This is a genomic window from Enterococcus columbae DSM 7374 = ATCC 51263, from assembly GCF_000406925.1.
Classification (GTDB): domain Bacteria; phylum Bacillota; class Bacilli; order Lactobacillales; family Enterococcaceae; genus Enterococcus_E; species Enterococcus_E columbae.
This window is the reverse complement of record NZ_KE136352.1, coordinates 1-15,002: the sequence shown is the minus strand read 5'-3', so window position 1 is coordinate 15,002 and position 15,002 is coordinate 1. Positions and strand designations below refer to the sequence as shown.

General features: G+C 36.4%; 13 protein-coding genes and 1 rRNA gene. All 14 read left to right on the top strand.

Annotated elements, in window-relative coordinates:
• On the top strand, window positions 1-1,668 hold a 1,668-nt coding region (locus RK02_RS12410; RefSeq protein WP_016184379.1), incomplete at its 5' end, for a MucBP domain-containing protein.
• A 144-nt stretch (window positions 1,669-1,812) separates the two neighbouring features.
• Window positions 1,813-2,751, top strand: coding sequence for a competence type IV pilus ATPase ComGA (gene comGA, locus RK02_RS11370; RefSeq protein ID WP_016184378.1), 939 nt, complete (start codon window positions 1,813-1,815; stop codon window positions 2,749-2,751).
• The gene (gene comGB, locus RK02_RS11365) at window positions 2,651-3,781 is read left to right on the top strand and encodes a competence type IV pilus assembly protein ComGB (RefSeq protein ID WP_245555718.1); all 1,131 of its coding nucleotides are present in this window, start codon (window positions 2,651-2,653) and stop codon (window positions 3,779-3,781) included. The genes comGA and comGB overlap by 101 nt, the downstream gene beginning before the upstream one ends.
• Window positions 3,782-3,800: 19 nt before the next feature.
• A complete protein-coding gene (comGC, locus tag RK02_RS11360; RefSeq protein ID WP_016184376.1) occupies window positions 3,801-4,127 on the top strand; it encodes a competence type IV pilus major pilin ComGC in 327 nt (108 codons plus the stop codon).
• A gap of 6 nt (window positions 4,128-4,133) precedes the next feature.
• A complete protein-coding gene (comGD, locus tag RK02_RS11355; RefSeq protein ID WP_016184375.1) occupies window positions 4,134-4,613 on the top strand; it encodes a competence type IV pilus minor pilin ComGD in 480 nt (159 codons plus the stop codon).
• Window positions 4,576-4,914 carry a hypothetical protein gene (locus RK02_RS11350; protein ID WP_016184374.1) on the top strand — a complete coding sequence of 113 codons (339 nt, stop codon included), beginning with the start codon at window positions 4,576-4,578 and terminating at the stop codon, window positions 4,912-4,914. The genes comGD and RK02_RS11350 overlap by 38 nt, the downstream gene beginning before the upstream one ends.
• Window positions 4,871-5,359, top strand: coding sequence for a competence type IV pilus minor pilin ComGF (locus RK02_RS11345; RefSeq protein ID WP_016184373.1), 489 nt, complete (start codon window positions 4,871-4,873; stop codon window positions 5,357-5,359). Before RK02_RS11350 ends, RK02_RS11345 begins: the two co-directional genes overlap by 44 nt.
• Window positions 5,325-5,576, top strand: a complete 252-nt coding sequence (locus RK02_RS11340) for a hypothetical protein (protein WP_016184372.1) — start codon at window positions 5,325-5,327, stop codon at window positions 5,574-5,576. The genes RK02_RS11345 and RK02_RS11340 overlap by 35 nt, the downstream gene beginning before the upstream one ends.
• 1,087 nt (window positions 5,577-6,663) lie before the next feature.
• Complete coding sequence (locus RK02_RS11335) at window positions 6,664-7,674, top strand: class I SAM-dependent methyltransferase (protein ID WP_016184371.1); 1,011 nt, start codon at window positions 6,664-6,666, stop codon at window positions 7,672-7,674.
• 45 nt (window positions 7,675-7,719) lie between these two features.
• Complete coding sequence (locus RK02_RS11330) at window positions 7,720-8,913, top strand: acetate/propionate family kinase (protein WP_016184370.1); 1,194 nt, start codon at window positions 7,720-7,722, stop codon at window positions 8,911-8,913.
• 741 nt (window positions 8,914-9,654) lie between these two features.
• Window positions 9,655-10,800 carry a tRNA guanosine(34) transglycosylase Tgt gene (tgt, locus tag RK02_RS11325; RefSeq protein ID WP_016184369.1) on the top strand — a complete coding sequence of 382 codons (1,146 nt, stop codon included), beginning with the start codon at window positions 9,655-9,657 and terminating at the stop codon, window positions 10,798-10,800.
• A 61-nt stretch (window positions 10,801-10,861) separates the two neighbouring features.
• The gene (gene yajC / locus RK02_RS11320) at window positions 10,862-11,170 is read left to right on the top strand and encodes a preprotein translocase subunit YajC (protein WP_016184368.1); all 309 of its coding nucleotides are present in this window, start codon (window positions 10,862-10,864) and stop codon (window positions 11,168-11,170) included.
• Window positions 11,171-11,677: 507 nt separating this feature from the next.
• Window positions 11,678-14,281 (top strand): bifunctional acetaldehyde-CoA/alcohol dehydrogenase, encoded by a 2,604-nt coding sequence (gene adhE / locus RK02_RS11315; RefSeq protein ID WP_016184367.1) that lies wholly within the window; start codon window positions 11,678-11,680, stop codon window positions 14,279-14,281.
• 510 nt (window positions 14,282-14,791) lie between these two features.
• Window positions 14,792-15,002, top strand: a 16S ribosomal RNA gene (locus RK02_RS11310); the annotation flags it as partial.

Below are 15,002 nucleotides of genomic sequence, written 5' to 3'. Positions count from 1 at the left end.
GCAATCACAGGTTACACTAGTGCAGTGACTGGCGATGTAACAAATGGCTTCGTGATTACGAATACTGAAAAAGCACCTGAAGTAAAAAATGCAACAATTCAGATTGTTCACGAGTCTGAAGATGGAACATTACTTAAATCTGAAGAAAAGACAGAAAAATATGGTAATACTTATACTACTTCACCAGCCACTTTTGAAGGCTATGAGTATAGCCGTTTAGGTAGTGGATCAGATAGTGAACAAGGCGTAGTTGCCAAAGATAGTTATAAGATCATTTATGTTTATCGTAAGCTAATTGCTGAAAAAGGTAGTGTCAATGTCGTGCATTTAGCACAAGATAGTGGTAAGGTACTAGCCAGTGAGCTATTGGTAGACAATCAACCAATCGGTACAGCATATACTGCTAATCCACGGACTATCGAAGGCTATCATCTTGTTTCACCAACACAAGCACAAACGGGTGTTGTCGAAAAAGGGACAAAGACCATTATCTTCCTATATGCACCTGATGAAGTGGTAGAACCAGAAGAAAAATTGGGTACAGTGCAAGTGTTCTATGTTGACCAAGCAACAAATACGGTATTGCAAAGTGAATATGTTAAACAAAATGTTCCTGTAGGCACTCAGTACACCACAGCTCCTAAGACGATTGATGGTTATCAATATAATGGAAAAGTAGAAGGAGAAGTTACGGGTACTGTTAAAGAAGGCTTACAAACAATTACGTATTACTATGATGTGCAAGTAAAAGAAGAATTTGGTAGCTACTATGTTATTGCTGTTGACCAAGCAGGTAATGTCATTCGGCCATTAAGTATCGCTACTGAGAATAATGGTGCGGTAAGCTTAGAAAATGTCAAAACTGGCACAAACTATACAATTGATATCCCAACAATTGCAGGTTATACGTTCTTAAAAGTTGATGAAAGCTCTGAAGCAAAATCAACTGGTGTAGTGGAAAAAGGTACACATGAAATTAAATTGGTTTATACGAAGGATTCAGAACCAACACCTGATCCAGAACCTAATCCAGAACCTAATCCAGAACCAGAGCCAGAGCCAGAACCAACACCTGATCCAGAGCCAGAACCAACACCTGATCCAGAGCCTAATCCAGAACCTAATCCAGAACCTAATCCGGAACCAGAGCCAACACCTGAACCAGAGCCAGTAATTAAAAATGGTTATGTAGAAGTAGTGTATATGGATAACGAAGGAACAGTATTTGATGATGCTAAACAAATGATTCAATTACCAGTGGGCTCAGATTACACAACAGTTGCCAAAGAATTTACAGGATATACGCTGATTGGTTTGAAGGATGGATCAGCGCCAGCTAGTGGCAAAATCATTGATGGTACTCTTCATGTGACTTATGTTTACCAAAAAGTACCAACTAATTTGCCAAACACTGGTGGTAATGAACCAACGCCAAATACTGGAGGACAGCCAACTTCTGATACTCCAAATACTTCAAGTACAAAAGTGCCAAGTACAAGTTCAGTAGTAACTGCCAACCAATCAACAGGTAAAGTAACTACGACTGGTAAGCAATTACCAAAAACAGGTAATAATCAAGGCTACGAAGGTATTTTGGGAGCAGTAAGCTTGTTGCTTGCATTAATGGGTATGGTAGTGAGAAAGTTCCGCCAACGTAAAGAACAATAGCTAGTGATAAAACCTTTATGCCTAGTAGTTTGATGAAAATGAGAGTGATTCCTAGAAAGAAATTTCTAGGAGCACTCTCTTTTTTCGTATAAATGGTTGTTTTTGCGTATGTATATTATGGGAAGAGGAAAAGAGGTGAACGTAATGTTAATAGAGGAGCTTTCTGATGAATTGATTCAATTTGGTGTAAAAGAGCAGATGCAGGATATGTATTTATATCAGCGACTGGATAAGGGGGTGATAGAATTTCGTAAGAATCAGACCATTTCTACCTTTAAAGAAATTGGTCTTGATGAAGCTAAGCAGCTGATTAGTCGTTTTAAGTATCTTGGAGAGATGGATGTTGGCGAGCATCGCCGACCACAATTAGGTGCGATTAGTTATGATTTAGTGGATAATCAGCAACGTTTACGATTATCAACAGTGGGGGATTATCATGGCAATGAAAGTTTAGTTGTTCGCTTTTTACATCCGTTTCAGTCTTTGGATTTGCGCTATTTTGATTCGCTACAGTACGAGACCATTTTACAGCGAACCAATGATAGAGGCTTGTATTTATTTAGTGGTCCAACCGGTTCAGGAAAGACTACCTTAATGTATCATTTAGCCAAGCTTAGTCACGGTCAGGTGATTACTATTGAAGATCCAGTTGAAATAGAGGAGCCTAGCTTTTTGCAATTACAAACCAATGAAAAAATTCAACAATCTTATGAACAGCTGATTAAGCTATCCTTGCGTCATCGGCCAGACATTCTAATTATCGGAGAGATTCGGGATGAATTAACAGCTAAAGCAGCGATACGAGCGGCGTTAACTGGTCATAAGGTGTTTGCAACCGTCCATGCTAAAGGGGTACGTGAAACCAAGGCTAGAATGCTGGATTTAATCGGTAGTGCTAGCGAGCTAAATAATTGCCTAATGGGGGTTATTTACCAAAGAATGCTAGAAAATTATAAAGGAGAAACGGAAGTGCTGTTTGGTTATGAGTTTTTTCAAGAACCGACTATTTATCTTTCCTGGCAAGAGAGCTATCAACAATATCAAACATTTCAGCAAAGCCAAACATCAATCAAAGATAAGTAAGTGGTTATTTACACCTAGAGATTTGCCTTCAAATAAGCGACGATTTCAATTGCAGTTTATCCAACAGCTTGTGTTGTTTCTGAATAATGGTTTTTCTTTGCAAGAAAGTTTGCGTCTAATGGTACAAAGCAAGCAATTTACCAAGCTTCAACTGCAGCAGATTAATCAATTATTTTTACAAGGTTCTTCAATTGATGGATTGTTTAGAAGGCTGGCTTTTTCAGCGCAGATAATCGCACAAATTCAATTAGCGCAGATACATGGTAATCTTTTAGCGACCTTACAGGCGATTCAAGCACAATTGGAACAACAAAATCAGCGTCAAAAACAGCTCCAACAATTATTAACCTATCCCTTGCTATTAGTTTTATTTTTGTTTTTAATGCTGCTGCTTTTACGATTTATTCTGTTGCCTCAATTTATTCAAAGCGGCTTGATTAATCAAAAGCAGTGGACGGTCCGTTTGTTTTATTTGTTGCCTTATGTTGTAGGTGGCTTACTATTTTTAATTGCGCTTGTCTATTTACATTATCATCAGACCTGGCAACAAAAAGATTATTTAGTTCGTATAAGTATTCTTGTCCGTTTGCCGTTGGTGGGGACGGCAATTCGTTTGTATTATACCAGTTTTTTTGCAACAGAGTGGGGACTGTTGCTACAACAAGGCTTGGAACTAAAACAGATCATCCAATGCATGCAACATTTAGACGCGAATTCATTTATGTATAGCTTGGCGCGAGATATTGAAGAAAAGCTAGCGCAAGGTCGAAGCTTAAAAGAATGTTTAGAGCAATATTCTTTTTTTACTCCAGAATTTACAACGATTCTTTTTCAAGGAGAAGTTACTGGTAAATTAGGGACACAATTAAGCTTGTACGGTCAATTGATTCTTACTCGCCTACAGCAAAAATTACAAATGTGGATGCAGTGGTTGCAGCCTTTAATTTTTATTGTCGTTGCATTATTAGTTTTAGCGGTATATTTGATGGTGCTATTGCCAGTTTATCAACAGATGGATGCGTATATTTAATAAAAAGGTGGTTAGACATGTGTGGAATATCATAAAAAAATGGCTCAATAAACGATCGTTGAAAGCAGCGTTTACTTTAATTGAGATGGTGATCGTCTTATTTATTATTAGTGTATTATTGTTGCTATTTGTGCCAAATTTAATTGAAAAAGGCAATGTAGCACAAAAACGTTCTAACTATTCTGTAGTAGAAGTGGTGAAACAAGAAATTCAGGTTTATAAGGCAGAACACGGACAAGAGCCTAGTGAAGATACACTCAAGGGAATTGTTGGCAAACGCCGTTATGATATTTATGTTGCGCATAAAAATGATCCAGATCCCGATGAGTCGAGTCCTTCAGGTTGATAGGCTATGTTTAAGATGAACACGCCTTATTTGTCTAAATCCTCGGTTGCTGGCTTCACCCTGATTGAATTGCTCTGTGTTTTATTTATTGTTAGTTTAGTAAGCACAATAGGCCTTCATGGATTTTTGGGGTTAAAGGCTCGAGTAGAACAACAGGTCTTTTTTCAAACATTTGAGAATAACTTAGCCTATATTCATGAACGCGCCATTATTGGTGGAACAGCGGCTTATATTCATTCTAGGCAGGACTATATCGCGATTGATTTTCCTTATGACGGTAAAGCACAAGAAATCCTGTATGCACCAAGTTCAATTAAAGTAATTACGATAAATGATCTGACTTTTCATCAATATACGGGTACATATGGTCCGATTAGCTCCTTTGATTTTGTGGATACGCTAGCGAATCAACGCATTACTTATCAACTATTTTTAGGAAGTGGTCGTTATGAGAAAAGAATTACGCCCATCGTTCATGCTACTTGAATCATTATTAGCCTTTTTTATCATCACAACAAGTGTTTTGGTTATCAGTCGTGATTTTCTCTTTTATGTCAATCGAGTGCAGCAGGTGCAAAAGCAGGTACAAGCAATGCGACAAGCTTATGAAGGTGTTTGGCTAGCAGTCTATACTTCGGTTAATGAAGATAAGTATACTACTGGCAATTTAGCGCTAAGTCAGCCAACTAATGCGCTAGTGAGCTGGCAATATACAGGGAACCAGCTGAAGGGGATTGTGTATCATGAGGGTGAAAAGGAACAGGAAATTTATTTTATCTCAAAATAAGCAAGTGTCAGCTTTTACCTTGTTGGAGATGTTGTTATCTTTATTTATCATTGGTTTGTTTTTAATGACTAGTAATCAATTAATTGGCTATCAGCAGCGGTTACAAAATAGTTTTTCTTTTAAAGGTGAACAAGAATGGCATTTAGCACTGGCTCAGATTGAGCATCGATTGAAGAACTATTATTGTCGAAGTATTTATTCAAACGAGGTTACTTTTGCGCCACTTTATCCAAAAAAGGATGATCTCAGTGATATCACCTTGAAAAAAGGCTATGCAGGTACACGTTTATATTTTGAGAAAAAAGGTGGAAATGAGCCGCTGATGACCGATGTTCGTTTTGCAAATTTTAAAAAAGAAGGTTTTGGCAAGTTAAAAATGACCATTACTTTTTATAGTGGGGAGGTTCGAAATGCCTATCTTTTACTCAACGATCAAAAAAGCTAATGTTTTATTGATTGCTTTATCTTTATTATTTGTTTTTAGTTTTAGTTTATTAGGCTTACATTTGGCTTATCAACGTACGCAAACGGAACAAACAGATTTTAAGCATTATTATGAACGACAGATGATGATGCAGTTGTTTTTAGCTGATTATTTAATGCGAAAGGATCAATATTCTTCAGTAGGTAGTGTGCAGATGAATACTGGTAAAATAGATTGATTGGTAGTCTAGCTATTGAGAAATTAGTAGTTATTTAAAGAGATTGAATTGCTGGAAGGTCCTAAAGCTTTCTATACCACAACGTAGGGATGACCAAACCCAAGCGTGAAGGTGGCGATAAGCAGAAAAAAATAGAAAGATTGACTATGGTGAAAGCCTAAGGTAAGCGGTGTTTAATGGATGACCAGCAGCGAAGCCTAGCAATAGGAACGTTCAACGACTATTCCATTTTGGAAGTACACTACAAGCGATAGGTAGTGGAAGCAGTCTCGCCTGATTCGTTTTAACTAAAGGAGAAGAGATAGTCTGCACTTATATGAAAGTATAAGAGGTTTGCTAGCCAAATTTACTCAAATATCTTTCTTTTTTCTTTCAACGATTGATTGTGTGAATAGAGCTAGCGTAACTGTACAAAAAGTAGCGTTTTTGTATGAACAAAATAGCAGGGCGCTTTAAAAAAGAAGTGTCTTAGGTATCAAATCAGTAATCATCAATTACAACTTACAGTTTATTTAAAGGAACAACCCTTGAAAATCGAAGAAACCATTGATTTAAATCAATATCAACAACCATCGACAAGTGATTCTAGTAAAAGCAGCGAGAAATAAAGTGTGATAAGTGCTAATGAACGATGGATAAAAATAATACAGTTTGCTAAGATGTATAGTTTGGAAATGAAACAACCATTTCCAAACTATTTTATTGTTTTTTCAGTGTTTTCACATATTATTTCAACATATGTTATAAAAGAAAGCGATTGAAAAAAACAATTAAATCGGCTAAAATAAAACAGACAGTTAAGTTGTTATAATTTATTGTATTCGCTTTACTATAAAAATAGTATAACCGTTTGGACGACGGGGCGAGCTTGCTTAAGGTTGCTAAATATTCATTTTATGTTTAGCACACTTTTTCAAGAGTGACTAATTAGGTCATAAAGGTCCACTAAAATTTTTGGTTTATTTTCTACAAGATCGCATTTTTCGTAGCGCATATTGTGACAATTAGGATGGTTTTCTGCTATGATGAAGGTAATTAGTAATCGAAGCTTCAATCATTTTTAGTTGAAGTATTAAGGAGTAGAATCATGTTACCGGAAAAAATCGAAGAAACTTTTTACCTACATTTAGAAGCAATTCAATTGTTGCAGCAGGCGATGGCCTCTTCTTTTTTAGATGCCTATATCGAGCATGTTGAAAATATGAATGATCAATATCAAATTCGCGTAATCGATCAAACGCCTGATGAGCCAACGATTGAAAAATTAGCACCGATTTATGCTAAGCTAAGTCAAGTAGAAATCGAACCAGAAGATAAGCGTAAATTATCGCAATTACTACTTTTAAAGGGGACTCAAACCGAGCCTTTACAAGCCAATCATCAGTTAACTCCTGATGGCATCGGTTTTTTGTTTGTCTATTTGATTGAGCAATTATATCCAAATAAGAACAAGGAGTTAACCGTGCTGGATTTGACTGTCGGGATGGGGAATTTATTAGCAACCATCTTGACTAATTTATCTTTGGCAAAATATACCGTTAAGGGCATTGGTGTGGATAATGATGAAACCCTACTAGCGATTGCCGCTGCGAATAATCAGTGGGTGCATACGGATTTATCATTATTTCATCAAGATGGCTTGCAGGATTTATTGATTGAACCGGCGAATGTAGCAATCGGTGATTTACCAATCGGCTATTATCCTATTGATGATAAAGCCAAACAATTTAAAGTATATGCCCCTCATGAGCATACCTATGCCCATCATTTGTTGATGGAGCAAGCGATGAAGTATGTTCATGCTGGAGAGTTTGGTATCTTCTTGGTACCAAGTAATTTATTACAGAGTGAACAAAATGAATATCTAAAGGTTTGGTTGCAAGAAGAAGTCTACTTACAAGGCATTATTCAGTTGCCAGATGAATTATTCAGAAATGAGCATTCAAGAAAGAGCATTCTGCTGTTACAAAAAAGAGGTGGGAATGCACAACAAGCGAGTCAGGTTTTACTTGCTCGCTTACAAACATTAAAAAATCCACAAAAAATTGCTGAATTCTTTAAAGAGTTTGCTCAATGGCAGCAACAATATTTAGCTTAATCTTAGGTTCAGTAAAAATTGATGAGGTTAAAAGGAGCGAATGTTATGTCAAAAACAATTTCAATTAATGCAGGAAGTTCAAGCTTGAAATGGCAATTATACCAAATGCCAGAAGAAACCGTTATTGCTAAAGGGATTGTTGAAAGAATTGGATTAACTGATTCTATCTTTACAATTAAATATGGTGATGGACAAAAATTTGAAGTGATTCAAGATATTGATAATCATGAAATTGCGGTTCAAATGTTGATGGATCAATTAATTGAATTAGGAATCTTACAAAGTTATGATGAAATTACTGGCGTTGGTCACCGAATTGTGCATGGTGGCGAATATTACAGTGAGTCAGTAGTCATTGATGATGAAGTTGTAGAAAAAATTGAAGAATGTGCAGCGTTCGCTCCATTACACAATCCTGCACATGTGATGGGTATTCGTGCATTTAGAAAATTATTGCCAGGCGTGATTAATGTGGCTGTTTTTGATACAGCTTTCCATGCGAATATGCCTGAGCATGCTTATCTATACAGCTTGCCAATGGAATATTACGATAAATACAAAGTGCGTAAATACGGCGCACACGGAACCAGTCATCGTTATGTAGCGCATCGTGCAGCGGAAGTTTTAGGCAAGCCAATTGAAGAGTTGAAATTAATTACTTGTCATTTAGGTAATGGCGCTTCAATTACTGCTGTTGATGGTGGACGTTCAGTAGATACTTCTATGGGATTTACACCATTAGCTGGGGTAACTATGGGTACACGTTCTGGGGATATCGATCCAGCTGTTTTACCATATTTAATGGAAAAATTAGATATTGATATCAATGAAATGTTGAATATTTTAAATAAAAAATCTGGTTTGCTAGGTCTAAGTGGGATTTCTAGTGATATGCGTGATATTGAAGCTAATCTAGGCAATGATCGTGTACATTTAACATATGATGTCTTTACTGATCGTATCCGTAAATATATTGCAGGTTATGTAGCGGTAATGAACGGGGTAGATGCAATCATCTTTACAGCCGGTATTGGTGAAAATGATGCGCATGTTCGTAGTGAAATCATTAAAGGAATGACTTGGTTTGGTTGTGAAATCGATCCTGAACAAAATAAAAAACGGGGAGAAGAACTAGTTATCTCTACGCCAGAATCTAAAGTGAAGGTGTTAGTTATCCCAACTGACGAAGAATTAATGATTGCCCGCGATGTAGAACGGCTAAAAGCTGCAAGCAAATAATTAGGTAGTCGCCATCGACAAAACATATATGAGATAAAAAAGCTGAGTTAACGGATAAAAAGGTTAGCTCAGCTTTAATTATAATCGGAAATTCTTGATTGAAATTTTCCATCAAAAAAAATAATCAAAAAACTAAGCCTAAACTGTTGTAAACGCTTTCTAAAAATGCTATACTTGTCTTGTAAGGAAGGAGAGAAAGCTGAGAAGAAAAGTAAATAGTTAAAAAACACCCATAGTTTACTACTGTCGGTAGAAACACAAGCAAAGAGAAGATATGTAATAAGTCTAATCATAATGTTTCAGAGAATGAAAAGTAGAAGAGCGAAACAAAAAATTGTTAAATCTACAAGATTCACCTAAAAATTGAATGCAAAGTAAACTGTATAAGCGGTACATGCAACAACTCAAAACCAAAAACCAAGTACCATATGAAAATTTTAGTGTAGAGTTTGTAAATGAAACAACGATTTTGTAAAAATAAGATACTTTGCATCCAAATAATAATCTCAGCTAAACCTTCCAACTAAGGGCTCGATAAGTGATTGTCGAGTCCTTTTTTGGTAGTTAGTAATTATGAAAAATATTTGCTCGTTTAGGAACCTTTTTTTGAAATTTTTTGCTAAGTTTTAAAGAAATGCTTGGAGGAGCTTAGATTTTTACTTGGACGCTTGCAAAACTATTTTGAAACCTATATCATTAAGAAGTATCATTGTATTAGAGAAATAGAAAGTAGGGAAATACATGGCAGAGCCAGCGATTCGTTATCGCTTGATAAAGAAAGAAAAACATACAGGTGCACGTTTGGGGGAATTGATTACGCCACATGGTACTTTTCCAACACCGATGTTTATGCCGGTAGGAACATTAGCAACGGTAAAAACAATGTCGCCTGAGGAATTAAAAGAGATGGGAGCAGGGGTCATTTTAAGTAACACCTATCATTTATGGTTGCGCCCCGGTGAAGATTTAGTCGAAAAAGCAGGTGGTCTACATAAGTTCATGAATTGGGATCAGCCTATTTTAACTGATTCAGGTGGTTTCCAAGTTTTCTCACTTGCCGATATGCGTAATATTGAAGAAGAAGGTGTTCATTTTAAAAATCATTTAAATGGGTCACCACTATTCTTATCTCCTGAAAAGGCGATAAATATTCAGAATAAACTTGGTTCTGATATTATGATGAGTTTTGATGAATGTCCACCCTTTAATGAAAGCTACGATTACGTGAAAAAATCAATTGAACGCACTTCTAGATGGGCAGAGCGCGGATTAAAAGCACACAAAAATCCTGATCGCCAAGGCTTATTTGGAATTGTTCAAGGAGCTGGCTTTGAAGATTTACGTCGTCAGAGCGCTCGCGATTTAGTAAGTATGGATTTTCCGGGCTATTCGATTGGTGGACTTTCAGTTGGTGAAAGTAAGGCTGAGATGAATCGCGTACTAGAATTTACCACACCATTAATTCCAGAAAACAAACCACGCTATTTAATGGGGGTAGGTGCTGCTGATTCATTAATTGATGGAGTTATTCGCGGGATTGATATGTTTGATTGTGTCTTGCCTACGCGAATTGCCAGAAACGGCACTTGCATGACTTCTAAAGGTCGTTTGGTCGTTAAAAACGCGCAGTATGCGGAAGATTTCCGACCAATTGATGAAAAATGCGATTGCTACACTTGTCGGAATTATACTCGCGCTTATGTGCGTCATTTGATTAAGTGTGATGAAACATTTGGTTTGCGTTTAACTTCTTATCATAATCTTTATTTCTTATTGAACTTGATGAAACAAGTTCGTGAAGCGATTATGAATGATAATCTGCTTGAATTTAGAGAATATTTCTTTGAAGAATATGGCTTTAATAAAGCAGATGCAAAAAAATTCTAAATTTGTTATACTGTAACTAGTTACAAGAATATGGTAATAAAAGAAAGGAAATGTCACTATTTTGAATTCGTTAATTAGTCTTTTACCTATGTTGATTCTTTTTGGTGGGATGATGTTTTTCATGTCACGTTCACAAAAGAAACAGCAAGAGGCACGTCAAAAATTGTTAGATGGTTTAAAACCAGGAAGTAAAGTTGTCACAATTGGTGGATTACATGGGGTCGTTGCTGCTGTCAATGAAGAAGCAAACACTGTAGATCTAGATTGCGAAGGGGTCATTTTAGAGTTTGATCGTAGTGCAATTCGCACCGTTTCCGAGGCTGCACCTGTTGTTGAAGAGACTAAAGAAGAAGTCTCAGAGGACAAATAAGCACATTTTTGAGAAGATATAAAAGGATTGAAAATTCTAATAGTATAAGGATTTTTCAATCCTTTTTTTGTATTATAAAGAAAACGCTTCCCAAAAATGTGCGGTTGATGTAAAATATAGATGTGAATTGCTTGCATCTATCTAGGAGGGAAGTCTTGTTTTTTAAACAAAATAAAAAGCTTGCCCTCTTGATAACGACAGTTCTTTTTTCTGTTCTTTTATGAAAATGTGAAATTATTTTCAAGTGTTTTCACATCTTTTCTTTTTGTTAGCAATCCATTTTGTGACATTGTATCCATTTTTTATTTAGAAATAAATGATGTTTAAAAACAGCTTTAAACCTTGGTTTGATAAGGATTCTATTACTTTTTGTTGCTTAGTTTTGATATATTTTAAAAAACCGTGAAAAAAATCACAGAAATCTATTTACAAATACAAATGAATGATGTATATTAAGTGTGTGAAATGATTAACAAAAAATATTAGCGGAAGCGCAGGAGGAACCATATGGCTAAGAAAGCAGCAGTAGTAGAAGAAATTAAAGTAAACGACGTACAAGCAGTCATTGATGAATTAGCAGCTAAAGCAAATGTCGCATTGGCTGAAATGAGTGATTTTGATCAAGCTAAGGTAGACCACATTGTACACCAAGGTGCGATGGCAGCTTTGGACAAACACATGAAATTAGCGAAAATGGCTGTTGAAGAAACAGGACGTGGGGTGTACGAAGATAAAGCAATTAAAAATATGTACGCTTCAGAATACATTTGGAATAATATTAAACACGATAAAACAGTTGGTGTAATCAACGAAGATAAACAAAAAGGCTTAATTGAAATTGCTGAACCAGTGGGTGTAATTTGTGGGGTAACCCCAACAACTAACCCAACTTCAACCACTATTTTTAAAGCTTTGATTGCTTTAAAAACACGTAATCCAATTATCTTTGCATTCCATCCAAGTGCACAAAAATGTTCAGCAGAGGCTGCTCGTATTGTTCGTGATGCAGCAATTGCCGCAGGTGCACCTGAAAACTGCATTCAATGGATTGAACATCCATCAATTGAAGCAACGCAAACATTGATGAATCACCCAGGTGTAGCTACAGTTTTAGCTACTGGTGGTGCTGGTATGGTTAAATCAGCTTATTCAACTGGTAAACCAGCATTAGGGGTAGGTCCTGGTAACGTACCTTCTTATATTGAAAAGACAGCAAAAATTAAACGTGCGGTGAATGACTTAATCGTATCAAAAACATTTGATAATGGTATGATTTGTGCTTCTGAACAAGCAGTGATTGTTGACAAAGAAGTTTATGCAGAAGTAAAAGCTGAATTTGAAGCACATAACGTCTACTTTGTAAAACCAAATGAAATTGCTAAATTAGAAGCAGTTGTCATGAATGAAACAAAAACAGCAGTAAATCCTAAAGTGGTGGGACATCATGCTCGTGAAATTGCTGAATGGGCAGGAATTTCTGTACCAGCTGACACGAAGATGTTGATTGTTGAATTAGAAGGCGTAGGTCCTGATTATCCACTATCACGTGAAAAACTATCGCCAGTTTTAGCAATGGTGAAAGCAAACAGCACGGAACATGGTTTTGAATTATGTGAAGGTATGTTAAATCTTGGTGGATTAGGACATACAGCTGTGATTCACACAGAAGATGAAGAGCTACAAGTGAAATTTGGTTTGCGCATGAAAGCTTGCCGTATCTTAGTAAACAGCCCATCTGCTGAAGGTGGTATTGGTGATATCTATAACGAAATGATTCCATCACTTACATTAGGTTGTGGTTCATACGGTAAGAACTCTGTATCTCGAAATGTATCAGCAGTTAACTTGATTAACGTAAAAACTTTAGCGAAACGGAGAAATAACATGCAATGGTTCAAATTACCACCAAAAATCTACTTTGAAAAGAATTCTCTATTATATTTAGAAAAAATGCCTAACGTTGAACGTGTAATGTTGGTATGTGACCCAGGTATGGTTCAATTTGGATATGCTGACATCGTTCGTGGCGTATTAAACCGTCGTAAAAATGATGTGAAAGTAGAAGTGTTCTCAGACGTAGAACCAAACCCTTCAACAAACACTGTTTACAAAGGGTTGGAAATGATTGTGGACTTCCAACCAGATACAATCATCGCGCTTGGTGGTGGATCTGCAATGGATGCTGCTAAAGCAATGTGGTTATTCTTTGAACATCCAGATACTTCATTCTTTGGCGCTAAACAAAAATTCTTAGATATCCGTAAACGTACTTACAAGATTCCAGTTGCTGAAAAAGTACAATTCGTATGTATTCCAACTACATCAGGTACTGGTTCTGAAGTAACACCATTTGCGGTAATTACTGATAGTGATACTCACGTTAAATATCCATTAGCTGATTATGCTTTAACACCACACGTTGCAATTGTAGACCCACAATTTGTAATGACAGTGCCTGCATCTGTAACAGCTGATACTGGTATGGACGTTTTAACTCACGCAATTGAATCATATGTTTCAGTAATGGCATCTGATTATACTCGTGGTTTAAGCTTACAAGCAATCAAGATTGTCTTTGATTACTTAGAAAAATCTGTGAAATCACCAGACTTAGAATCACGCGAAAAAATGCATAATGCTTCTACTATGGCTGGTATGGCATTTGCCAATGCATTCTTGGGAATTTGTCACTCAATCGCACACAAGATTGGTGGAGAATATGGTATTCCACACGGACGTACAAACGCAATTCTATTGCCATATGTTATCCGTTACAATGCGAAAGATCCACAAAAACATGCAATGTTCCCTAAATATGATTACTTCCGTGCACATACTGACTATGCAGACATTGCTAAATTCTTAGGTTTACCAGGTGAAACAACTGAAGAATTAGTTGAATCATTAGCTTCTGCTGTTGCTGACTTAGGTCGTCGTGTAGGTATCAAGATGAACTTGAAATCACAAGGTGTTACACAAGAAGTGCTTGATGCAACAGTTGATCGTATGGCTGAACTTGCTTATGAAGATCAATGTACAACAGCTAACCCTAAAGAACCACTAATTTCTGAATTGAAACAAATCATTTTAGATGTGTACGATGCAGAATAATTTCGATATTCGCTAAAGTAAATTTAAGACCGGCAGCTTTGAGTTGTCGGTCTTTTTTTACAATAATTTTTGCGTATATGTAAATAGAAGGAGAGAAAATGTTTTCATAACTTTTTTTGTAAAAAATCCTTGACGCCAAATAAAAAGCATGATAATCTATGAAAGTCGCTGATTTGATGAACTACTTATCTCATTTGAAAAAATATTTTTTGAAAAAAGTAGTTGACAATAAAAGACAGCTTTGTTATTATATAAAAGTCGCTGTGAGCGATACAAACATTGCAAACAACAACTAAAAAATATTTTAAAAAAAGTTCTTGACTTTTGAAAGTTCAAGGAGTAAGATATAAGAGTTGTTGAAACAAAACAAAGTAGACCTTTGAAAACTGAACAAAAAAGCAAACCAATATGTGTAAGGCGCTTCTATTATATAGAAGCAAAAACAACATGCAAGCAATAGCTAGCAAATCAATTTTTTGAGCTTAACAATCATCATGATTGTATCAACTTTTTTATGAGAGTTTGATCCTGGCTCAGGACGAACGCTGGCGGCGTGCCTAATACATGCAAGTCGAACGCACTTTCTTTCACCGTAGCTTGCTACACCGAAAGAAAGTGAGTGGCGAACGGGTGAGTAACACGTGGGTAACCTGCCCATCAGCGGGGGATAACACTTGGAAACAGGTGCTAATACCGCATAATATTACTTTTCGCATGAGAA

Bases quoted from the DNA above. Each gene is read 5' to 3' on its own strand.
- RK02_RS11350 (WP_016184374.1), top strand. From the start codon at position 4,576: ATGAGAAAAGAATTACGCCCATCGTTCATGCTACTTGAATCATTATTA.
- comGD (WP_016184375.1), top strand. From the start codon at position 4,134: ATGTTTAAGATGAACACGCCTTATTTGTCTAAATCCTCGGTTGCTGGC.
- RK02_RS11335 (WP_016184371.1), top strand. From the start codon at position 6,664: ATGTTACCGGAAAAAATCGAAGAAACTTTTTACCTACATTTAGAAGCA.
- adhE (WP_016184367.1), top strand. From the start codon at position 11,678: ATGGCTAAGAAAGCAGCAGTAGTAGAAGAAATTAAAGTAAACGACGTA.
- RK02_RS11330 (WP_016184370.1), top strand. From the start codon at position 7,720: ATGTCAAAAACAATTTCAATTAATGCAGGAAGTTCAAGCTTGAAATGG.
- comGB (WP_245555718.1), top strand. From the start codon at position 2,651: ATGAGTTTTTTCAAGAACCGACTATTTATCTTTCCTGGCAAGAGAGCT.
- tgt (WP_016184369.1), top strand. From the start codon at position 9,655: ATGGCAGAGCCAGCGATTCGTTATCGCTTGATAAAGAAAGAAAAACAT.
- RK02_RS11345 (WP_016184373.1), top strand. From the start codon at position 4,871: ATGAGGGTGAAAAGGAACAGGAAATTTATTTTATCTCAAAATAAGCAA.
- RK02_RS11340 (WP_016184372.1), top strand. From the start codon at position 5,325: ATGCCTATCTTTTACTCAACGATCAAAAAAGCTAATGTTTTATTGATT.
- comGA (WP_016184378.1), top strand. From the start codon at position 1,813: ATGTTAATAGAGGAGCTTTCTGATGAATTGATTCAATTTGGTGTAAAA.